We start from the raw sequence: 19,991 nt of genomic DNA, 5'->3' as shown, positions 1-19,991 counted from the left end.
GGGTCGACGGGTCAGCGGTTGTTGACATCGAGGTTTAAGAGATGGCCCATCTTGAGCTTTTTGCACTCGAGGTAGCATCGGTCGAAATCGTTGGGGGGGATCTCGATGGATACCTGTTCGACAACACTGAGGCCGTAGCCCTGGAGGCCGACCATTTTTTTGGGGTTGTTGGTCATGAGCCTCATTTTTCGTACGCCCAGGTCCCTCAGAATCTGGGCACCGATGCCGTAATCCCTCAGGTCGTCTTTGAACCCGAGCTTCCGATTTGCCTCGACGGTGTCGAGACCGTGGTTGATCTGAAGTTCGTATGCTCTCAGTTTATTGACCAGACCGATCCCCCTGCCTTCCTGGCGAAGATAAAGAATGACGCCGGAGCCTTCCTTTTCCACCATTTCCATGGCTTTGTGAAGCTGATCGCTGCAGTCGCACCGGAGGGATCCGAAGATATCACCGGTCATGCACTCAGAGTGTACGCGCACCAGAATCGGCTTTTCAGGTTCGATTTCGCCTTTGACAAGAGCGATATGGGTGAGTTGGTCCATATCGTTTTCGTAAGCGATGATCTGGAACTCCCCGCCGAATCGGGTGGGAATACGGGTATTCGCCGCACGACGAACGAAGGATTCGTTGCGGAGCAGGTAAGCCACCAGATCCGCAATGGTACAGATGCCGATGCCGTGCTCATCGCTGAATTGTTCCAGTCTCGGCATCCGTGCCATGGTACCGTCGTCATCCATGATTTCGCAGATGACACCCGCCGGCTTCAAACCGGCGAGGCGGGCCAGGTCCACCGATCCTTCAGTTTGTCCCACTCGCACCATCACCCCGCCGTCCCTGGCGCGGAGGGGAAAGATGTGTCCGGGGCGAGCCAGATCTTCGGGTCTGCAATCGTCCGAAACGGCCGTCAGAATGGTGGTGGCGCGATCTGCCGCCGAAATCCCCGTGGTGACCCCCTTTTTGGCCTCGATGGAAACGGTGAAGCCCGTTTCGAACCGGGAGGTGTTGTTCTGCACCATCATGGGCAATTTGAGAGTGTCGACCTTGGCGCCGGTCAGCGAAAGGCAGATCAAACCCCTGCCGTATTTCGCCATGAAATTGATGGCTTCAGGGGTTACTTTTTCGGCCGCCATGGTGAGGTCGCCCTCATTCTCACGGTCCTCATCGTCAACAAGAATGACCATTCGACCCTCTTTGATGTCCTGAATGGCCTGTTCAATAGATATTTGCGGCATGACAGTTACTTAACTCCTTTGGTACCGTTTTGAAAATGATCCGCCGAGGCGTTCCGGCCGCTGCGGATGATTGCGAATGAATCGTTTACAGAAAGCCGTGTCTGGCGAGAAGGGCCATGTCGACGGATCCATCGTCGTATTCGGTTCTGGCGGAATTCCTCCCCGCGGCGACGAAACGCTCGACATATTTTCCGATGATGTCCGTTTCGATGTTTACGGCATCCCCCACCGATTTCATCCCCACCGTCGTCAACTTGGCGGTATGAGGAATGATACTGACCTCGAAGACGTCGTTCGTGCAGGCATTGATGGTCAGGCTCACGCCGTCCACCGCCACCGAACCTTTGGAGATCATATAGCGGGCCAACGCGGGAGGCACCCGAAAGGCGATGATCACGGCATTGCTTCGATGCTTTCGATCGGTTAGCGTGCCTATGCCGTCGATGTGGCCTGAAACCAGGTGGCCGTCGAGGCGGTCCGACAGTCGAAGCGCCCGCTCGAGGTTAACCCGGTCCCCTATACGTGCTCGACCCAGCGTTGTCTTATCAAGGGTTTCAGGGGAGACGTCAACGGTAAAACGAGGTCCGTCCAAAGCCACAGCCGTGAGGCAGGCGCCGTTGACGGCAATGCTGTCTCCCAGGCGGGTTCCCGAGAGCCTGAAATCGGCCTCGACGGATAGCCTGCAACCCTCGCCCGTCGGCTGAATCCCGCGAATCGTACCCAGTCCTTCAATGATTCCTGTAAACATTGGCGTCATCCCGTCATTCCATCCGAAGGCGTTACGCCCGTCGGTCGTAGTCAACATAGGCTTCGATCATCACGTCTTCGCCAAATCGGCGGACCGTTGTATCCCTGACGGGAATGCAGTCGCGCATCAACGCCGGGCCGCCGCCCCGACAGATGGGAAAACCATCGTCCCCACCAAGGATTTTCGGGGCGAAAAAAAACATGACCTTGTCGGCAATTCCCGATTTCAGAGCGGACGCCGCTACACGACTGCCGCCTTCGATGAGGATGCTCGTTATCCCCATCTCCCCCAGTCGGTCCATGAGTGCCCCGAGATCGATTCCGCCGTCATGTCCGCAAGGCAGGCACAGCACCGTGACGCCTTTCTCCTCGAGGCGTTGAACTTTTTCGGGCGGCGCTGATTTTCCGGCGGCAATAACGGCGCCGGCGGAAGATGCGACGGTCAGCACCTTGGCGTCCTCGGGGATGGACAGTCGGGTGTCCAGAATGATCCGGGTCGGATCGATCCCGCGGACATCGTCCAATCGAGTGGTCAGACTCGGGTTGTCGGACAGAACAGTGCCAATGCCGACCAGGATGCCGTCCACCCCGTGTCGCATGTGATGAACATGAGCGCGAGCAGCCTCGCCGGTGACCCAGCGGGCGTCTCCGGTTCGGGTGGCGATACGTCCATCCAGCGTAGCCGCGCACTTCAGAATGACGAAGGGGCGTCCGGTTCTGACGTGTTTTATGAAAATTTCGTTGAGGCGTAAAGCCTCGTCCTCAAGAATGCCGATGACGACGGGAACGCCCCTGGCCCTGAGGTAATCGGCCCCACCGCCGGCAACCCGTGGGTTGGGATCCACCATGGCAACGAAAACCCGACCGATTCCGGCGGCGAGAATTTTCTCCGTGCACGGAGGGGTTCGTCCGGTATGATTGCAGGGCTCGAGGGTCACGTACAGATCGGCGCCCCTGGCGTACTCGCCCGCGTCGTCAATGGCATTGACTTCGGCGTGGGCGCCGCCCACTTTTCGATGCCAGCCTTTCCCGATCACCATGCCGTCCCTGACCACCACCGCCCCAACCATCGGGTTCGGGGAGGTGTATCCCCAGCCCTTTCGGGCCAGCGTCAGGGCCATCTTCATGTAGCGCTCTTCATCCATCGTCGGATTCGATATCCTGTTTTGCCTTTTCCTTGCTCAGGAGCTTTTTGAGTTCGGCCACAAAATCGTTGACGTCCTTAAATTCTCGATAAACCGAAGCAAAACGTACATAGGCGACGTCATCAAGTTCATGCAGTCGGGTCATGACTTTTTCACCAATGGTATGAGAGGGAATCTCTTTCCGGTCGGTCTCCCGGAGATCCCGCTCCAGGTCATCCAGAATCATCTCGATGACGTTCATGCTGATATCCCGTTTTTCGCATGCGCGCTGAATCCCCGACCGAACCTTTTCCCGGTTGAAAGTCTCCCGCCGCCCGTCCTTTTTGATGATCATGATGGGAATGTCCTCGATCTGTTCGTAGGTCGTAAAGCGTCTTCCGCAGACAAGACATTCCCGACGCCGCCGTATAACGTTGCCGTCCTTCCCGAGGCGGGAGTCGATAACCTTGTTGTCGATTTCACCGCAGTAAGGGCATTTCATGATCTATACCTCGGATCGCTCCCCATCGCTTGACTCTGCGCCCGGCTCATCGGGACCACCGTTTACCTTGAGCAGGGTGACATGTGCCTCTCGCAACATGGCCTCGGCCATGTCGTCGGCATACCCCGAAAGATAGCAGATTTTCCTGATACCGGCATTGATGATCATCTTCGCGCAAATGGAACAGGGCATGTGCGTGCAGAAGAGGGTTGCGTTCCGGATGGAGACGCCGTGGTACGCCGCCTGAATAATCGCGTTCTGCTCTGCATGAATACCCCGACAGAGTTCATGACGTTCCCCGGACGGCACATTGAGCTGCTCCCTCAGGCATCCGGTTTCCCGGCAATGAGCAAGACCGCTGGGTGCACCGTTGTACCCTGTCGATAGAATTCGCTTGTCCTTGACGATGATCGCTCCTACCGCCCGGCGAAGGCATGTCGATCGCTTGGCCACCAGGACGGCGATATCCATGAAATAGACGATCCATGAAGGCCTTTCGGGTATTGCCCGGTATGGATCATCCTTCGTTGTCATCCAGCCTGCCGTTTTCCGCATATATGGGAAATTTTCTGCAGAGCGCCAGCACCGCCTCGCGGACCCGGGTGATGACCGCGGGATCCGAGGGGGATTTCAGCACCTCGATAATGAGATCGGCGATGGCCGTCATCTCGGTGGTTTTCATGCCGCGTGACGTGATTGCCGGAGTACCGATACGAATGCCGCTGGTGATGAACGGGCTGCGGGTTTCAAAGGGGATAGCGTTTTTATTCACGGTGATGCCGGCCTGTTCCAGGACACGTTCCGCGTCTTTTCCGGTGATGCCGAATGGGTTGAGATCGGCCAGCATCATGTGGTTGTCCGTACCGTTCGACACCAGCCTCAAACCGCACGCCGTCAGACGATCGGCCATGGCGCTGGCATTTCTGACGATATCTTCCTGGTAGGCCCGAAAGGCGTCGCTCTGGGCTTCCTTGAACGCAACGGCTTTGGCCGCGATGACGTGCATCAGGGGGCCGCCCTGGATACCCGGAAAGATCTGGCCGGCGATCTTTTTGGCGTAGGCCTCCCGTGACAAAATCAGCCCTCCCCTTGGCCCCCTCAAGGTTTTGTGTGTGGTGGACGTCACTACATCCGCGTAGGGAACGGGCGAGGGGTGAAGTCCTGCCGCTACCAGTCCCGCTATATGGGCCATGTCCACCATGAGATAGGCATCCACGGATCGGGCGATCTCGGCGAAACGATCGAAACGAATGATGCGGGGATAGGCGCTTGCACCGGCAACGATCATTTTGGGCCGATGCGTTTCGGCCAATCGGGCAACCTCGTCGTAATCGATGGTTCCGGTTTCCCTGCTCACGCCGTAATGCACGAAATTGAAGAGTTTTCCAGAAAAACTCGCCGGACTGCCGTGCGTCAGATGACCGCCGTGAGCCAGATTCATTCCCAGGACCGTGTCTCCCGGTGACAGAAGTGCAAAATACACCGCCATGTTGGCCTGGGATCCGGAATGGGGTTGAACGTTTGCGTACTCGGCGTCGAAGAGGCGCATCACGCGATCGATGGCCAATTCCTCGGCCTTGTCGACGAAGTTGCACCCGCCGTAGTAGCGTTTCTGAGGATAGCCTTCGGCGTACTTGTTGGTAAGAACGCTGCCTTGTGCCGCCATCACCGCCCGGCTGGCAATATTTTCGGAGGCGATCAATTCGATGGTCTCGCTTTGTCGCTTCAATTCATGTGCAATGATGCTCGCGATTTCGGGATCGGTTTGCTCTATGACATTCAGCTCCAACGATCGTTCCTTTTCAGTTTCTTACGTTTCATCACCAAACCAAAGCTCAACCTGTGACCCTATCCCTTAACACACACAATCGAACTTCTCCAGTCGAGACTGATGTCGGCCGCCTTCAAAGGGGGTTTCCAGCCAGGTTTTCAGAATTTCCACCGCCAAAACGTCTCCGATGACCCGCCCTCCCAGCACGAGAATGTTCGCGTCGTTGTGCCGCCGGGACATCTTTGCGGCGAAGATGTCGTTGCACAGTGCCGCTCGGACGTGGGGAAAACGGTTTGCCGCCATGGACATTCCGATTCCGGTGCCGCAGATAAGGATGCCCCGGTTATAGCGTCCTTTTGAAACGGCCTGGGCCACTTGAATAGCGAAATCCGGGTAATCGACAGCGTCCGTGCTGAAGGTGCCGACGTCTTTGACCTCGATGCCCGCCGTATCGACGAGGTAGGTCTTGAGAAGATCCTTGAGGGTCACCGCTGCGTGATCACACCCGAGGATGATGGGGGATTGCTTCTGGTCCATGATCCTTTTTGCCTCTTTCAGTTTCGGCCTGAGCGGCCGTATAATGAGCATTTATAATAAATGTAAATTATTAGTATAAGCCCAAGTAGGTAAAGTCGCAAGAAAAATGTGGGATAAACGGGAATTTTCTGGAAAACGCCTGAAGCCGGAATATTTTGCAAAAACTCGGACAACAACGGCGGCGGTTTGGGCGCGACCCCCGACGGCAGGTTTCATTGATAACTTCAAAGCGGCTGAAGGGTTTTGGCTGCCTTCAGGATCAGGGGGTCCAGCTCGCGGTCGAACCGGAGATGAACGGAATAGTTGTTGAAGAGGTGATCAATGACGCCAATGATGATTCCCGTCTTCGCAACCTTGATGTCGCTGTTTGCCCCCGAAAAGGTGAATCCGATCCGCATCCGGCGACCCAGGAGCATCTCCGGGAGTATCGTATTGGTAATCTTGATAAAAAAAGACATGCCTCCCAGTGAGATATCCGATATGCTCCCTTTGAAGATGCCGGTGATGGGGACGCCTGCCGCATTCAGAATGGAAAAATTCAGGACGCCGGGAATACGGATCCGGGAATGCTGCCGACGATTGATGTCCTGTTCCTTCAACAGTTCGTAATCTTTTGCGGTTTTAGCGAAATATCTTTCCAGTTTTCCGGCGAGGGAGGGCATCGTATGCCGCCATTTGACGAAATCGTCGTGATCGAGATATCTCAATTTGGCTGGACCCAAGGTCACGAGCGAGGTGGTGCAGACGGATACGGCGAAAAAGGTGTTTCCCCCTGCAAGGGTCCCCGGCCCAACGGCGCGGATGAGCCGCTCCTCCGACCCTTGTCGACAGATCAGTTTGAGTTCCCCCCGATCGACAAAATAGAGGCGCCGGTTTTTGAATCCCTGACGAAATACGGTGGTGCCGACATCGTAGATCGTGTCCTTGAGTGCAAAATAGAGGGTGGTTGCCTCCTCGGGCATGAGGGTTTCGTAAAGTTTTTTCCAGATTTCCAAGTGTCGTTTTTCGATGATCCCACGTTTTTCATCTTCGATGATTTCGGCCGATTTGATAATTTCGACGAGGGCCATGGCATCGACGTCAAAAAGTTTTTCCCGAAGCGCATACGCCGAGGAAAAATCCCCGGCTTTGGCGCATTCGACGATCAGACTGAAAACCAATTGGACCGCATCGGCTTTTCGTCCTTCCCGGACGTAAGCATCGATGCGCTGATGTTCCACGGCAAGATCTTTCATCCGCTTCATATCTCCTTATTTCGGCCTTCGATTTCTGGGGTCAACATCACGATCGTCGAAACCTGAGTTCTTATTCCGATGTCGTCCATCGATGCCGCCGGCTGATGTCTTCTCGTACCCTGATTCTCCATCTGTTGCCGGCAGCGCCTTGACAAAGCATGGGTCTTTCCTTAAAGAGAAATATAACTCAATTTTCGACTTTCATAGGCCGGTGCCGGGAGGATACGGCCCGTGCCCCACGCGATTTCGTTCAAGTGTCGCTGAAGGGGCGCGGACCGTATCCTCCCGGCACCTCTTTCCGCTCACCATCATGAAAGTCGAAAGTTGAATAACATCAATAATCGACCAACTCAAACACTTATTCACTTTTAGGATCCTCGGAAAGGAACGGAATGGGGTGGGGAGTCGGTCGGCTGAAGCGGACGGCCCGGAGGTCAAAATCCGTGCCGGCGGGTGGAATATGAAAAGGAAGCAGGATTGGTTGAAGCACTGTCCGGCGCGTAAAGTTGCGACGGCCCGGGAGGCGGTATCCCGTATTCGGCGCGGAAGTCGCGTCTTTATCGGCTCGGGTTGCGGCGAACCTCGACACCTGATTCATGAAATGGTCCGCAACCCGGAGATTCAGGATATCCTCATCTATCAAATGCTCTCTTATACCTTGGCCGAATACATGGACGATCCTTCGTTTCTGGAGCGATTTGCCCTCAAGCTCTTTTTCATCAGCGCCATCATGCGCAAAGCGGCCTTTGAAGGTAAAATCGACTATGTCCCCGCCTATCTTTCGGAGATTCCCGATCTCTTCGACAGCAACCAGATCGGACTGGATGTCGCTTTGATTCAGGTAAGTCCCCCGGATCGGTTCGGGTTCTGCAGCCTCGGCATCTCGGTGGATGTCACGCGTTCCGGGACCCGAAATGCCGGGATGGTCATCGCCCAGATCAATCCTCGGATGCCCCGCACCGCCGGCAACAGCTTTATCCACGTTGACGAAATCGACTGGTTGGTGCCTCATGAGGAACCCCTGATCGAAGCGATCCCCGATATCCCCGACCGGCAGGTGGCCCAGCGCATCGCCTACTACGTCACCGATCTGGTGGAAGACGGTGCGACCCTCCAGGTCGGCTTCGGGCGCATCCCCCATGTGATTCTCGAATCCCTTCACGGCAAGAACGATCTTGGCATTCATACCCAGGTCATCACCGACGCCTTCGTCCCCCTGTTCGAGCAGGGCGTCATCACCAACAGGAACAAGACGCATTTGCCCGACCGGGCCGTGGCGTCCCTCTGCATGGGATCTCACACCCTTTATGACTACGTGGACAACAATCCGCGCTTCTATTTTCGCAGCTCGGATTATGTCAACAATCCATCAGTGGTGGCCCGGAACGACAACCTTATTTCCATCAGTTCGGCCCTGGAGGTCGACATTACCGGTCAGGTCTGCGCTGATTCCGTAGGGCACCTCTTCTACAGCGGAATCGGTGATCAGGCCAACTTCATCCGCGGCGCAGCCATGTCCCGTGGGGGCTTTTCCATCATCGCCCTGCCGTCCACAGCCAAGAACGGCACGGTATCCCGCATCGTTCCAAACCTGAGTGAGGGTGCGGGGGTCGCCACCCTCCGGGGGGATGTCAATTTTGTGGTTACCGAATACGGGATCGCTCAGCTCCGGGGCAAGAGTATCTACCAGCGCGTGGTGGAATTGGCCCAGATCGCCCATCCGGATTTCCGGAAAGAGCTCATCGAATCCGCCAAGACCTTCCACTACATCTTCGCCGACCAACAAGCCCCCCGAGCCGAGGACCTTCTCTTTCTCGAGCGGTACAAAAGCCGCATCACCCTCAAAAACGGCAAAAGCATGGCTGTCCGACCCATCCTGCCCACCGATGAGTTTGGATATCGGAACTTTTTTTATTCTCTTCAGGAAAAAACGGTCTATCACCGGTTTTTTCGACGGGTCCGCCTCTTTCCGCGGGAGATGGCCCAGAATCACTGGGCTGCGGTGGACTACCGCAGAAACATGTCTCTTATCGGATTGGTGCGGTTTCGGGGGCACAAGGAGATCGTGGCTATCGGGACTTACCTGGGCGAGGAGAACGACGATCATGCCGAGGTCGCCTTTGTGGTGCGTGAAGATTTCCAGGGGATGGGCATCGGCTCGCGCTTTCTGGAAATCCTGGAGAGAATCGCTCGGAAAAACGGCTATCGGGGCTTTACGGCAACGGTTCTCCTTGAAAACCGGGCCATGATACGGGTGTTCAAAAAGCGATATCCTGAAGCGCGCATCGAACTTCGAGAAGGAAGTGCTGAAATTATAATGGATTTTAAATAAAGGAACCCGGAACCGGAAGGGCCGCCGACGAAGAAGCTATAGCGTGATCCGGTGGAAGGGGACGCGTCTTTTCAGGTATATGGCCGCTCGTCTTTCGGTGTCCGGGGTGACGTCCGACAGGTAGAATGCCGTATGGTGTTCCGAAGGACCGGGGGCCGTATCGCTTATCGAGAAGGCACCGTCCTCGACCAGTCGGGGCAGGAGTTCGCTTGCGCCATCCACAAGGCGGACGCGTCGTCCGATTTTCCGCTGGAAGATCGTTGCGAGAACCGGATAGCGGGCATCGCCCAGAATCAGCGTGTCGATCTTTCGGACCTTGAGGGGCGAGAGGTATTTTTTGACGATCATCGTTGTTTCGGGTTTTTTCAGCCACCCCTCCTCGATCAGGGGGCCGATGAGAGGGCAGGGCACCGTGTATACGGCGGCATCGGGGGCCGTCATCCGAATATGCTTCTCGTAAGCATCGGACCAGAGCGTCGCCCGAGCGGCCGCAACACCGATTCTTCTGCCCGAAGAGCCCCTGACGGCGCCTGCCGCCGCGGGAGCGACCACGTCGATCACCGGTGCTGTCAGCTGGGCCGCCAGTGCCTCGGATGCGGCGCTGGAGATTGTATGGCAGGCGATGACGATTCGCCGGGCGCCTTTCTCCTGGAGGAATCGTGCTCCCCTGAGTGCATGACGAAGGATGGACTCGGAGCCTTTTTCATCGTACGGGCCATGGGCGGTGTCGCCGAAGTAAATCAAGCGAGACGCCGGCAGGCGATCCATCAGCCTGCGGGCAAGATCCAACCCTCCCAAACCTGAATCCAGAATGCCGATCATGAATCAGAAGCCCCGCATTTCGATTTGCTCCCGGACGCATCGGAGTATGCAGGCGTCCGTGATATCCGCCCGCATCCCCGGACAGGATCCGGCCATCATACGCCAGTTGGCCGGATCTTTCAGGACGCTTTCGATGTATGGCCAGGCGCGGCACATTCGGGGTTTCACCGGATGGATCGAGCAGAGCCGGTCCCGGTAGAATATGCAGTAGCCGTCCGGGCCTTGAGCGATGACCGGTCGGCTTCCCGACATCCGGCAGTAATCCCTTACAAAGGATTCCGCGGGCGCTCCAATATACCCGGCGATGGCTGCAATGTCCGCCGGGGTAACAAAGGTCCCTCCGAAGCCGTTGCAGCACTCGCCGCACTGGATGCATTCAAAGATGGCGTCGCAAGGGATGTCATTCAAGGACATAACGGGTCTCCATGGCGCGTTTGAGAGTGAGCTGATCCACATATTTGAGATCCCCTCCCAGGGGCACGCCCGAAGCGATGCGCGTTACCTTGACCGGATAACGCTCAAGCAGCTCCGAAAGGTACCTGGCGGTGGATTCACCTTCCAGATGGGTGTTGGTGGCCAGGATGATCTCCTTGATCTCGCCTTCGTCGATCCGCGCGAAGAGTTCGGTGATCCGGAGGTCGTCGGGTCCAATGCCGTCCATGGGCGACAAGGCCCCCTGGAGGATATGATACCGGCCGTAGTACGCCCCTGAACGCTCGATGGCGATCATCTCCGAGACGTTTTCGACGACACAGAGGAGGGCGGCGTCCCGAGACGGATTGTTGCAGATGCTGCAGACATCGGTATCGCTCAGACCGAAACAGCGGCTGCACAATCGGATTTTCTCCTTGACGTTCAGGATGCTGTAAGCCAGAGCCTCGGCGTCTTTTTTCCGGGCGCGAACCAAATGGAGCGCCAGCCGCTCGGCGGTTTTTTCACCGATACCGGGCAGGGTCGCGAGGTGGCGGATGAGGTGGCGGATGGACGGCGGGTAGTACATCATGGGTATGGAGATCTCTTTCAGGTCTACATCAACCCCGGGATGTTCATTCCGGCCGGCATCAGTTTGCCCATTTCCTGGGACACCATTTCCTGGGATTTTGCGAGAGCGTCGTTGACCGCGGCCAGCACCAGATCCTGGAGCATTTCCACGTCCTCGGGGTCGACAACCTCCTTCTCGATCCGGATGGACACGATCTGCTGCTTCCCGTTGGCCACGACTTTGACCATTCCCCCGCCGGAACTGGTTTCAACGGTGGCGGCGGCCAACTCTTCCTGGAGTTTAGCCATTTTCTGTTGAAGCTTCTGGGCCTGCTTCATCATATTTCCCATGCCCTTCATCATTATCGATCTCCTATAGAATTTTAACGTCCACGATTTTGCCGTCGAAAATTTCAACGGCGGCCGCTACTGTGGGATGGTTCAACGCTTCCTGCCGAATGGTGTTGACCGCATCGATTTTTTTTTGCCGGCTCTCCTCTCCCCCATCGTTCAAACGAAAGTTGAGGTGAAAATTCCGGCCGAAGAAAGACTGTACGGCCTCCTGTAAAAACTCTTGTCTTTTATGGATCTGTTTTAAATTGAATCCGTTCCCATGGACAATGATATCAAGCGTTTCGTCCCCGATATGCGCAAGAGCGGTTCTGTTGAGGTATGATCCCAACGCCGATGAACGACCGCAGGCCAGGGCCGTCAGTTTCCGCCAGGTCACGTCGAGGGATTCCTCCGGATCATATGAGGTATCGGCCGGTATATCGGGCAGGCGGCATTCCTCGGGTCTGTTCGTGCGGGTTTCCGACGGCGGCGCCTGAACTTCCATCGTTGCGGTGCTTCGGGCCGGATCCGTATCCGACATCGTCGTTTTCGAAGGCGGAGAAACCGGCGCCGGCGTCAGGATCGGCGAATCGGGCTCCCGAACCTCCGGCGGGGCTGAATTTGTACGGTCAAGGCCATATTCCGGAGCCGCAGGTATCCGTCCCGCCAGATCGTCAAGTCTTTCGATCAGCGTCCCGATGGGCAAAGCCGGCTGAATCTGAAATAGCCGGATAAAGGCCATTTCGAGCGCCAGCCGGGGCTGGCTTGAAAATTTGACGGCGGATTCCTCCCGGGTGAAGGCGTCCATGATTTGGCTGATGTGCGTTTCGGAGACGTCCCGGACAAGAGCGGCCATCCGCTCGATCTCGACCGTGGGAAGGTCGACGAGTCGATTGGGGTTCCTGACTGTTTTGACGATCCACAGGTTGCGGAGATGGGTCATCACGGCGCCGAAGAAGGCCTTGATGTCCCGGCCGTGCCGATAGACGTCGTCGATGATTTCGAGAATGTCGGCGACGTTTCCTGAAAAAAGGGCTGCAGTGATCCTGAAAAGTACCTCGCGATCGGCCGCACCCAGGAGGTTCAGAACGCCTTCGTGGGTGATCTCCCCTTCGGTGCAGGTCATCACCTGATCCAGAAGGCTCAGCGCGTCCCGCATGCTGCCACCGGCCTCTCCGGCGATGAGAGAGAGGCTCTCCTCGGGGATGGTCGTCCCTTCCCGCTTGCAAAGGGCGGCCATATGCCGAGCGATGTTTTCGGAGGGGATTCGCCGAAGGTGATGCTGCTGGCATCTCGACAGGATGGTGATGGGAATCTTGTGGGGTTCCGTTGTGGCGAACAGGAACAGAATATGGGCCGGCGGCTCTTCAAGGGTTTTGAGGAGTGCGTTGAAGGCCGGCGTACTGAGCATGTGGACCTCGTCGATGATGTAGATCTTGTATCGACTGTGCGCCGGCATGTATTTGACATTATCCCGAAGTTCTCGAATATGGTCCACGCCGTTGTTGGATGCCCCGTCGATCTCAAAGACGTCAACGGCATTGCCTCCGGTGATCTCGCGGCAGGATCTGCAGGCGTTGCACGGAACAGGTGACGGCCCTGTCTCGCAGTTCATGGCCTTGGCCAGAATTCGGGCGATGGTGGTCTTGCCGGTGCCCCTGGGTCCGGAGAACAGAATGGCGTGGGCGACGCGGTCCGCACGGATGGCATTGGTCAGGGTGCGTGTGACGTGTTCCTGTTCCACCACATCCTCAAAGGTCTGAGGGCGATATTTTCTAGCGAGAACCAAATAGGACATTGACAATTCCCGAACTTCAACGGGCCTGTGTTACCGTGCCCGATTGAATTTTACCGTCATATCCGCGAATAGCTCCTCGAAGTCGGGAATCGGTTCAGAAAATACAGGCGGAACAGAAAAAGGCGTTAGGTCAACCGATTGATGGCGGAGAGAGAGGGATTCGAACCCTCGGTGCCGCTTGTGACAGCACACACGATTTCCAGTCGTGCACCTTCAGCCAGCTCGGTCATCTCTCCGTGTGCGTTTCCCAGATAACATCGGGCAACAATCAGGTTAAAAATGAGTCGAGGCGAATTTCAGCCTCTAATGTCGTGTGCTCTGTTTTGAGTGCTACAGGCCAGTGTAAAATTGGCGGAGAGGGTGGGATTCGAACCCACGATCCCGGTTTTGCCAGGATACCGCTTTTCGAGAGCGGGGCCTTCAGCCGCTCGGCCACCTCTCCAACCCTCTCAAGAGCAGACAAGTACGATTCATTATACTGTTTGACGGTGTCTGTCAATGCCCTTGTTGAAAAATTTTGGACAGATCGGAAAAACCATGGACGGTGCGATATTTCACTTGAATCGCCAGGGCCTTTCTAGTATCAGAAAACCTTTTGAGTTGGAGCAGTTAGAAATGCCGATTTAAGAAGAACGTATATATCAATTACAAAGGAGCGCATGCCATGGCCGAAGTTATCCCTTTCAGGGGAGTCGTCTATAATACGGATATCGTAACGGATCTCGCAGCGGTGAGCACACCGCCCTATGATGTGATCTCTCCGGAGGAGCAAGCGGCGTTTTATGCGGCTCACCCTGAAAACGTCATTCGGCTGATCCTCGGCAAAACCGGTGATGCGGACTCGCCGACCGACAACCGCTACACCCGGTCGGCCCGTGATTACGAAGACTGGCTTCGGAAAGGGGTTTTGGTTCAGGACCAGGCCCCTGCCTTTTATCTGACCACTGTCGAATTTGCGGCGGCGGGTCGATCTCTCAAGCGTTATGGTCTCATCGCCCGGGTTCGGCTTGAACCGTTTGACAAGGGTATTATCCTGCCCCACGAGACGACATTTTCCAAGGTTAAAACCGATCGTTTCGAATTGATGAAGGTTTGCCATGCCAATTTCAGTCCGATATTTTCCCTTTATTCCGATCGGGAAAATATCCTGGAAACCTTGATGGCGGCCGTCGTTCGGCAGACGCCGGATATGGAATTCACGGATACCTACGGCCACCGACACTGCCTGTGGCGGATCACCGATCCCGATGTCACCGGTCGAGTGACCCGGAAGATGGCCGCCAAAACTATCTATATCGCCGACGGACACCACCGGTACGAGACGGCCCTGACCTACCGGGACTGGGTGGCCGGGCACACCCCGGGATTCACAGACGCCCACCCGGCCAATTACGTCATGATGTACCTGAGCAGCATGGAAGATCCGGGTATGGTCATCCTGCCGGCGCACCGATTACTGAAGGCCGTTGCTCCGGAGGCGATGGATCGATTGATGTCCCGAGCCGCCTCTTTTTTCGATATTGCTGAAATATCGGTGGATCCCGGTGATCCTGAACGCGTCCCCACGACCTTTATCAAAGGCTTGGCGGCGGGGGCCGAACAACACGTCATCGGTGTATTCATGAGGCATGACCCGAGGCTGTTTCTGATGACTCTCAAGCCCGGTGTCATGAAGGATCGATTCGGAGATGCCGTACCGGCGGCGCTTCGGGACCTGGACGTGACGGTGCTGACACGACTGATTTTGATGGACCTCCTGGGGTTCGACCAGGCCCGCCTTGACAATGAAAACCTCATCGCTTACGAGACGACACCTCAAAAGGCGGTGCGGAGGGTGTGTTCAGGCGAGTACGACATCGCTTTCATCCTCAACCCGACCCGGATCGATCAGGTGCGGGCGGTGGCTGAAAGCGGATTGATCATGCCGAGAAAATCGACCTATTTCTATCCCAAGGTGATCACGGGGCAGGTGTTCAACCCCCTGGCGTAGGGTCGCATCTTTGCGGCAATCTCACAATGGTGAACAGCCGGGCTTCACCCCCTGAACATTTCGGTCGCCGCCTCGGTATAACTGCCGTTCTCGCGGTAGATGACCAGAGCGGGGGACACCGAAAGGCCGGGGCGCGCCCCCTTCATTCCCTCCACCAGAGCCAGCTTGGCCCCTGTATCCCGGCGGGAATGGACGAGCCGAAGGAATTTGGGCTCGATACCCGCAGTCTGCATTTCCAAAAAAAGACCGACCAGCCGTTCGGCCGGGAAGACGGCGGCGAAGCGCCCCGAAATATCAAGGGTTCTTGCGGCGGCCCTGATGACGTCTGGAAGGGCGACGCAAATTTCGTGTCGGGCGACAGCGCGCTGGCTTTGGACATTCAACCGGCCCGAACCGGGTCTGCGGTAGGGCGGATTGCTCACGACCAGATCCACAGGGGCGGAGAGATTTTCCCTTCTGATGTGTTTGAGGTCCTTGTGAAGGATGGTGATCCGGTCCGCCATGCCGTTGCGCTGAACGTTTTCTTCTGCCAGGCGGGCCAGTTCATCCTGAATTTCGACGCCTGTGATGCGGTCTGCGGGGCGTCGAAAAGCGATGATCAGAGGAATGATCCCGCACCCCGTTCCCAGGTCGAGGATGTGCCGCGGAGGCATGGATATTCCGTTACCCGGAAAGGTGCCGAGACCTGCAGCGTAGTGCGCCAGGATGACGGCATCGATGGAAAACCGATACCCTTCCCGGTGCTGTCGCACCCGGATCCGCCTCTCGAAAAAGGCATCTTCGGTGGTTTCCATCACAGGGGACCGATCTTGAATTTGATGTCCCCCACCAGGTCCTTGCCCAGGGCGTCGTTGAGCTTGCTGATGAGCTCCTGTTTCAGGAAATGCAGATGGTGAATCCACGCGGAACTGCTCACATGGACGATAAGAAGATTGCCTTTGAAGGCCGATGCCCGGGTATTTTCCGCGATGCCGTGGCCGACAACCCCTTTCCAGAGGGACCACACCTTCATGAGTTCGGTGTCTCCCTCGGCACGATAGGCTGTCAATGCGTTCTTGAGGACATCTGCGATATGTACCGGCTTTTTGAGGGGTTCACGTTTGCGGGTCATGGATTTCTCGCTTTCAGTCGACACATGTTCGTATCCATACCTCCTGATAACATGAATTTTCTTTCCTGTTCCACCTTTTTGTGGTTCACCGGGAAGGAAAGGTTCGGCACCTCGCCGTTCGATGCTTGACACGCATTGGGGTTTCCGTCATAATCCTAAAACTTATGGAATCGACTTTCGGGCCTCGGTGCCGTCGGGGGATTGGGGTTTACCCCCCGCCGAACCGATGCGGCGTCGACGTAGCGGCGTTTTGGGCTGAACTACTCTCCAGGAGGATATCCATGCGTAGCTTTTCCATTTACGATATGTATCGTCGAAACGCTCATCTTTACAGGGACCGGACCGCCGTGGTTTCAGGAGGGCTGAGACGTGATTTTCAGACGTTGCTTCGAGATGCCGAGGCTTTCGCGGCAGCCCTTGCCGACGCGGGGGTCGAGAAAGGGGACCGGGTGGCGATTCTGGCCATGAACGATCACCGGTTTTTTACGCTGTTCGGCGCGGCATCGGCGCTGGGGGCTATCGTTGTGCCCCTCAACTGGCGTCTCTCGGACGACGAGATCGCATTCATTCTTTCCGACGCAGGCCCCCGAATGCTGATCTCCGATGGAAATTTCGCCGACAGGGCCGAAGCCCTGGGTGAAAAGGCCGGCGGTATGACAACGGTGTTCTGGAATTCGACCGACAGCCGACGTCCCGACATGGACCAAATGGCGGCGGATGCCGTTCGAGCCGATTTTAAGGCGCCGGGCCCCGTCCATGGGGATGATCCCTTTTGCATCATCTATACGGCAGCTGTGGACGGCCGACCGAGGGGGGCTGTTCTGAGCCATTCCAATATCATCTACGGCAATCTTCAAACCTCGGCCACCATGGGACTCACCGCCGAAGACGCTTACCTCAACATGCTGCCAATGTTCCATATCACCGGGCTCAACCTTTCAATGTCGGTGATGCACGTGGGCGGCAAGAACGTGGTGATCGAAAAATTCGACGAGCATCGGTCTTTGGCGGAAACTGAACGCGAACAGGTTTCGGTCTGGGGGAGTTTCCCCCCCATGCTGACCCGTCTGACCCAGGCCGCAGACAAAGGGGAGCGGAATCTGTCATCTCTTCGCCACGTCATGGGAATCGATGGACCGGACAATATTCGGCCTTTCGAGGCCAGGATCGGGGCTGTCTTCTGGATTCTGTACGGTCAGACCGAAACATCGGGCCTCGTGACATTTTCGCCGGCCATGGAACGCCCGGGGGCGGCCGGCCGTGTGGGATTGCTGACCAAGGTTCGGATCGCGGACGATGCCGACGGGGATGTTCCTCCCGGTGAGGTGGGCGAGATCCTCGTTCAGGGCCCCCTTGTCTTTCAAGGGTTCTGGAACCAGCCCGAGTTAACGGAAAGGACGTTCCGGGGAGGGTGGCACCACACCGGCGACATCGGTTGCTTTGACGAGGATGGCTTTCTCTGGTTCAAGGGACGGAAACCGGAGAAGGAACTCATCAAGCCCGGGGGCGAGAATGTCTACCCCGCGGAGGTTGAGGCTGTCGTCCTTGAACACCCGGACATCGTCGAGGCTTCGGTCATCGGGGTCCCCGACCCTCAGTTCGGAGAGGGGATCAAGGCGGTCTGCGTGCGGAAGCCCGGCAGTGTTCTTACCGCTGAAGAACTCATCGCTTTCGTCGCCGGGCGCATTGCCCGTTACAAGAAGCCCCGGTATGTCGATTTTGTCGAGGCCCTGCCCAGGAAAAAAGACGGCGGGATCGATCGGGAGGCGGTAAAGGCAACCCACGGCGCATAGCGTTTTTCACTGCCTCCGTTCCAATACGGGCCGATAACCGACCCGGCTGCAAAATTCCCAAGCCAAGGAGTGTCATGTACATAACGTTCTACGGTGCCGCCCGTGAAGTTACCGGCTCAATGCACCTGATTACCAGCGAAACCGACCGTATTCTCCTCGACTGCGGTATGTTCCAGGGGCGGCGCAAGGAAAGCGACCGGAAGAACCGGACCCTTCCCTTTGCACCCGAAATCCTGACCAACGTGGTTCTATCCCATGCCCACATCGATCATTCGGGACGTATCCCCATGCTGACCCGGGAAAAATTCGCCGGGAGGATTATCTGCACCCGCGCCACCGCCGATGCATGCCAATATCTGCTGCCGGACAGCGCCTATATCCAGGAGTCGGATGCCAATTACCTCAACTACAAGACGGTGCGCGCCTCCCTCTCAAGGCTTCGTTCGGGTAACGGAACGCGGAAACTCAGCAGTCGGGAAATGAACGACATCAAGTCCCTCCTGAAAAAAGATCGTCACGGACTCAATGTGGAGGCCATCAATGAGCTGATAGAAAAATATCGTCTGGAAGGCGTCGAGCCGCTCTACACCGTCGAGGAGGCGGAGCAGTCTCTGGATGCCTTCGACGGCTATCCCTATGGTCACCCGGTCACCATCGGCATCAACACCTCCTGCACCTTCTATGAGGCCGGTCACATTCTGGGCTCGGCGATTTCGATCATCAAGGCCCGGGAGAACGGTTCTCAATACACCATCGGCTATACCGGGGATATCGGGCGGTTCGACAAGCCCATCATCAAAGACCCGACCCTGAAGTTCAGGGAGGAAGATCGGAATCTTGACCTGCTCGTCATGGAGAGTACTTACGGTAATCGGCTCCACGAGCCGGTGGAGGATCTCAAGCCGCATCTCAAGCGGATTCTCCAGGAGACATGGGCACGAAAAGGATCGGTGGTTATCCCTTCATTCGCCTTTGGTCGTACCCAGGAGCTCATTTACGTCCTTCACGAACTTTACGACAATCATGAAATCGAACGCGTACCGGTCTATATCGACAGCCCGCTGGGCGTCAAGCTGACCCGCGTGTTCGGGGAGCATCCCGAGGTCTACGACCAGGAAACCCAGGAGACTTTTCTTAAAAAAGGCAAGAACCCTTTCTCTTTCGGTCAGATCCGTTTCGTTCAGAGCGTCGAGGATTCCATGGCACTGATGCAGGAGACCCGACCTCATATCGTCATCGCCTCCTCCGGCATGTGCGAGGGGGGGCGTATTTTGCACCATCTGCGATACAAGATCCACAACCCCGACAATACCATTCTCTTCGTGGGCTACATGGCGCAGCATACCCTGGGGCGGCGGATTCTGGAGCAGGGAGAGGCCTTTGAGGATTCGGGGAGGACGGGAGATCCGCCCGTCGTCAGGTTCCTCAACAAGGAATATCCCCTGCGGGCACATGTGGTGAGGCTCGGCGGCTTCAGCGGCCACGGCGATCAGAACGAGATGATGCGTTTCCTCAAAAAATCCAATCTGATCGTGAAACGCATTGCGGTGGTCCACGGCGAAGCGGAACAGTCCGCCGCCTTTGCGGATCGATTGTCGGCGGAAGGGTTCCAGGTGACGCTCCCCTATCAAGGACAGTCTATCTGGATCCGTTGACGCCCGTAGCGGCGGGGGCAACCGGCGA

General features: G+C 56.7%; 19 protein-coding genes and 2 tRNA genes. 4 read left to right on the top strand and 17 right to left on the bottom strand.

Going from position 1 to position 19,991, the window contains the following annotated elements:
* Window positions 1-11: 11 nt before the first annotated feature.
* From AB7S84_RS03195 to AB7S84_RS03160, 8 genes are all read right to left on the bottom strand, one after another.
* On the bottom strand, window positions 12-1,232 hold the full coding sequence (locus tag AB7S84_RS03195; RefSeq protein ID WP_020875975.1) for a bifunctional 3,4-dihydroxy-2-butanone-4-phosphate synthase/GTP cyclohydrolase II: 1,221 nt from the start codon (window positions 1,230-1,232) through the stop codon (window positions 12-14).
* Window positions 1,233-1,317: 85 nt separating this feature from the next.
* Window positions 1,318-1,980: a riboflavin synthase gene (locus AB7S84_RS03190; RefSeq protein WP_020875974.1), complete on the bottom strand. Its 663-nt coding sequence runs from the start codon at window positions 1,978-1,980 to the stop codon at window positions 1,318-1,320.
* Between the two features lie 31 nt (window positions 1,981-2,011).
* Entirely contained in the window at window positions 2,012-3,124 is a 1,113-nt protein-coding gene (gene ribD / locus AB7S84_RS03185) for a bifunctional diaminohydroxyphosphoribosylaminopyrimidine deaminase/5-amino-6-(5-phosphoribosylamino)uracil reductase RibD (protein ID WP_020875973.1), read from the bottom strand.
* Window positions 3,117-3,605, bottom strand: coding sequence for a transcriptional regulator NrdR (nrdR, locus tag AB7S84_RS03180; RefSeq protein WP_020875972.1), 489 nt, complete (start codon window positions 3,603-3,605; stop codon window positions 3,117-3,119). Before nrdR ends, ribD begins: the two co-directional genes overlap by 8 nt.
* Before the next feature lie 3 nt (window positions 3,606-3,608).
* Window positions 3,609-4,139: a deoxycytidylate deaminase gene (locus AB7S84_RS03175; RefSeq protein ID WP_052018522.1), complete on the bottom strand. Its 531-nt coding sequence runs from the start codon at window positions 4,137-4,139 to the stop codon at window positions 3,609-3,611.
* Window positions 4,123-5,394, bottom strand: coding sequence for a serine hydroxymethyltransferase (gene glyA / locus AB7S84_RS03170; RefSeq protein ID WP_020875970.1), 1,272 nt, complete (start codon window positions 5,392-5,394; stop codon window positions 4,123-4,125). Before glyA ends, AB7S84_RS03175 begins: the two co-directional genes overlap by 17 nt.
* A gap of 66 nt (window positions 5,395-5,460) precedes the next feature.
* Entirely contained in the window at window positions 5,461-5,913 is a 453-nt protein-coding gene (gene rpiB, locus AB7S84_RS03165; protein WP_020875969.1) for a ribose 5-phosphate isomerase B, read from the bottom strand.
* A 224-nt stretch (window positions 5,914-6,137) separates the two neighbouring features.
* Window positions 6,138-7,148 carry a cyclic nucleotide-binding domain-containing protein gene (locus AB7S84_RS03160; protein WP_020875968.1) on the bottom strand — a complete coding sequence of 337 codons (1,011 nt, stop codon included), beginning with the start codon at window positions 7,146-7,148 and terminating at the stop codon, window positions 6,138-6,140.
* A gap of 460 nt (window positions 7,149-7,608) precedes the next feature.
* On the opposite strand from AB7S84_RS03160, the gene AB7S84_RS03155 reads away from it, so the two are divergent.
* The gene (locus AB7S84_RS03155; protein WP_040414566.1) at window positions 7,609-9,480 is read left to right on the top strand and encodes a bifunctional acetyl-CoA hydrolase/transferase family protein/GNAT family N-acetyltransferase; all 1,872 of its coding nucleotides are present in this window, start codon (window positions 7,609-7,611) and stop codon (window positions 9,478-9,480) included.
* A 36-nt stretch (window positions 9,481-9,516) separates the two neighbouring features.
* Here the strand turns inward: AB7S84_RS03155 and murI are convergent, their stop codons facing one another.
* The 7 genes from murI to AB7S84_RS03120 all read right to left on the bottom strand — a co-directional run bounded on the left by murI (window position 9,517) and on the right by AB7S84_RS03120 (window position 13,856).
* Complete coding sequence (gene murI, locus AB7S84_RS03150; protein ID WP_020875966.1) at window positions 9,517-10,302, bottom strand: glutamate racemase; 786 nt, start codon at window positions 10,300-10,302, stop codon at window positions 9,517-9,519.
* A 3-nt stretch (window positions 10,303-10,305) separates the two neighbouring features.
* Complete coding sequence (locus AB7S84_RS03145; RefSeq protein ID WP_020875965.1) at window positions 10,306-10,716, bottom strand: YkgJ family cysteine cluster protein; 411 nt, start codon at window positions 10,714-10,716, stop codon at window positions 10,306-10,308.
* The gene (gene recR / locus AB7S84_RS03140) at window positions 10,703-11,305 is read right to left on the bottom strand and encodes a recombination mediator RecR (RefSeq protein WP_020875964.1); all 603 of its coding nucleotides are present in this window, start codon (window positions 11,303-11,305) and stop codon (window positions 10,703-10,705) included. Before recR ends, AB7S84_RS03145 begins: the two co-directional genes overlap by 14 nt.
* 23 nt (window positions 11,306-11,328) lie before the next feature.
* Entirely contained in the window at window positions 11,329-11,643 is a 315-nt protein-coding gene (locus tag AB7S84_RS03135) for a YbaB/EbfC family nucleoid-associated protein (protein WP_020875963.1), read from the bottom strand.
* Between the two features lie 13 nt (window positions 11,644-11,656).
* The gene (gene dnaX / locus AB7S84_RS03130) at window positions 11,657-13,414 is read right to left on the bottom strand and encodes a DNA polymerase III subunit gamma/tau (protein ID WP_020875962.1); all 1,758 of its coding nucleotides are present in this window, start codon (window positions 13,412-13,414) and stop codon (window positions 11,657-11,659) included.
* A 142-nt stretch (window positions 13,415-13,556) separates the two neighbouring features.
* A tRNA-Ser gene (locus tag AB7S84_RS03125) sits at window positions 13,557-13,650 on the bottom strand.
* 113 nt (window positions 13,651-13,763) lie between these two features.
* Window positions 13,764-13,856 (bottom strand) — tRNA-Ser (locus tag AB7S84_RS03120).
* Window positions 13,857-14,078: 222 nt separating this feature from the next.
* Here AB7S84_RS03120 and AB7S84_RS03115 point away from each other — a divergent pair.
* On the top strand, window positions 14,079-15,404 hold the full coding sequence (locus AB7S84_RS03115; RefSeq protein ID WP_020875961.1) for a DUF1015 domain-containing protein: 1,326 nt from the start codon (window positions 14,079-14,081) through the stop codon (window positions 15,402-15,404).
* A 44-nt stretch (window positions 15,405-15,448) separates the two neighbouring features.
* Here AB7S84_RS03115 and AB7S84_RS03110 read toward each other — a convergent pair whose 3' ends face one another.
* Together AB7S84_RS03110 and AB7S84_RS03105 are read right to left on the bottom strand one after the other, a co-directional pair.
* On the bottom strand, window positions 15,449-16,198 hold the full coding sequence (locus AB7S84_RS03110) for a tRNA1(Val) (adenine(37)-N6)-methyltransferase (protein ID WP_428152872.1): 750 nt from the start codon (window positions 16,196-16,198) through the stop codon (window positions 15,449-15,451).
* Window positions 16,198-16,539, bottom strand: a complete 342-nt coding sequence (locus AB7S84_RS03105) for a DUF721 domain-containing protein (RefSeq protein ID WP_428152870.1) — start codon at window positions 16,537-16,539, stop codon at window positions 16,198-16,200. The genes AB7S84_RS03110 and AB7S84_RS03105 overlap by 1 nt, the downstream gene beginning before the upstream one ends.
* A 257-nt stretch (window positions 16,540-16,796) precedes the next feature.
* On the opposite strand from AB7S84_RS03105, the gene AB7S84_RS03100 reads away from it, so the two are divergent.
* A complete protein-coding gene (locus AB7S84_RS03100; RefSeq protein WP_020875958.1) occupies window positions 16,797-18,308 on the top strand; it encodes an AMP-binding protein in 1,512 nt (503 codons plus the stop codon).
* Between the two features lie 74 nt (window positions 18,309-18,382).
* On the top strand, window positions 18,383-19,963 hold the full coding sequence (locus tag AB7S84_RS03095; protein ID WP_020875957.1) for an MBL fold metallo-hydrolase RNA specificity domain-containing protein: 1,581 nt from the start codon (window positions 18,383-18,385) through the stop codon (window positions 19,961-19,963).
* The last annotated feature ends 28 nt before the right edge of the window (window positions 19,964-19,991 follow it).

The organism is Desulfococcus sp., assembly GCF_050178255.1.
Taxonomy (GTDB): Bacteria; Desulfobacterota; Desulfobacteria; order Desulfobacterales; family Desulfococcaceae; genus Desulfococcus; species Desulfococcus multivorans.
This window is presented reverse-complemented; position numbering and strand designations above follow the sequence as displayed.

Excerpts from the sequence above, each read along its gene's own strand:
- AB7S84_RS03195 (WP_020875975.1), bottom strand. The coding sequence starts at position 1,232 with ATGCCGCAAATATCTATTGAACAGGCCATTCAGGACATCAAAGAGGGT.
- AB7S84_RS03190 (WP_020875974.1), bottom strand. The coding sequence starts at position 1,980 with ATGTTTACAGGAATCATTGAAGGACTGGGTACGATTCGCGGGATTCAG.
- ribD (WP_020875973.1), bottom strand. The coding sequence starts at position 3,124 with ATGGATGAAGAGCGCTACATGAAGATGGCCCTGACGCTGGCCCGAAAG.
- nrdR (WP_020875972.1), bottom strand. The coding sequence starts at position 3,605 with ATGAAATGCCCTTACTGCGGTGAAATCGACAACAAGGTTATCGACTCC.
- AB7S84_RS03175 (WP_052018522.1), bottom strand. The coding sequence starts at position 4,139 with ATGACAACGAAGGATGATCCATACCGGGCAATACCCGAAAGGCCTTCA.
- rpiB (WP_020875969.1), bottom strand. The coding sequence starts at position 5,913 with ATGGACCAGAAGCAATCCCCCATCATCCTCGGGTGTGATCACGCAGCG.
- AB7S84_RS03160 (WP_020875968.1), bottom strand. The coding sequence starts at position 7,148 with ATGAAAGATCTTGCCGTGGAACATCAGCGCATCGATGCTTACGTCCGG.
- AB7S84_RS03155 (WP_040414566.1), top strand. The coding sequence starts at position 7,609 with ATGAAAAGGAAGCAGGATTGGTTGAAGCACTGTCCGGCGCGTAAAGTT.
- murI (WP_020875966.1), bottom strand. The coding sequence starts at position 10,302 with ATGATCGGCATTCTGGATTCAGGTTTGGGAGGGTTGGATCTTGCCCGC.
- AB7S84_RS03145 (WP_020875965.1), bottom strand. The coding sequence starts at position 10,716 with ATGTCCTTGAATGACATCCCTTGCGACGCCATCTTTGAATGCATCCAG.
- recR (WP_020875964.1), bottom strand. The coding sequence starts at position 11,305 with ATGATGTACTACCCGCCGTCCATCCGCCACCTCATCCGCCACCTCGCG.
- AB7S84_RS03135 (WP_020875963.1), bottom strand. The coding sequence starts at position 11,643 with ATGAAGGGCATGGGAAATATGATGAAGCAGGCCCAGAAGCTTCAACAG.
- dnaX (WP_020875962.1), bottom strand. The coding sequence starts at position 13,414 with ATGTCCTATTTGGTTCTCGCTAGAAAATATCGCCCTCAGACCTTTGAG.
- AB7S84_RS03115 (WP_020875961.1), top strand. The coding sequence starts at position 14,079 with ATGGCCGAAGTTATCCCTTTCAGGGGAGTCGTCTATAATACGGATATC.
- AB7S84_RS03110 (WP_428152872.1), bottom strand. The coding sequence starts at position 16,198 with ATGGAAACCACCGAAGATGCCTTTTTCGAGAGGCGGATCCGGGTGCGA.
- AB7S84_RS03100 (WP_020875958.1), top strand. The coding sequence starts at position 16,797 with ATGCGTAGCTTTTCCATTTACGATATGTATCGTCGAAACGCTCATCTT.
- AB7S84_RS03095 (WP_020875957.1), top strand. The coding sequence starts at position 18,383 with ATGTACATAACGTTCTACGGTGCCGCCCGTGAAGTTACCGGCTCAATG.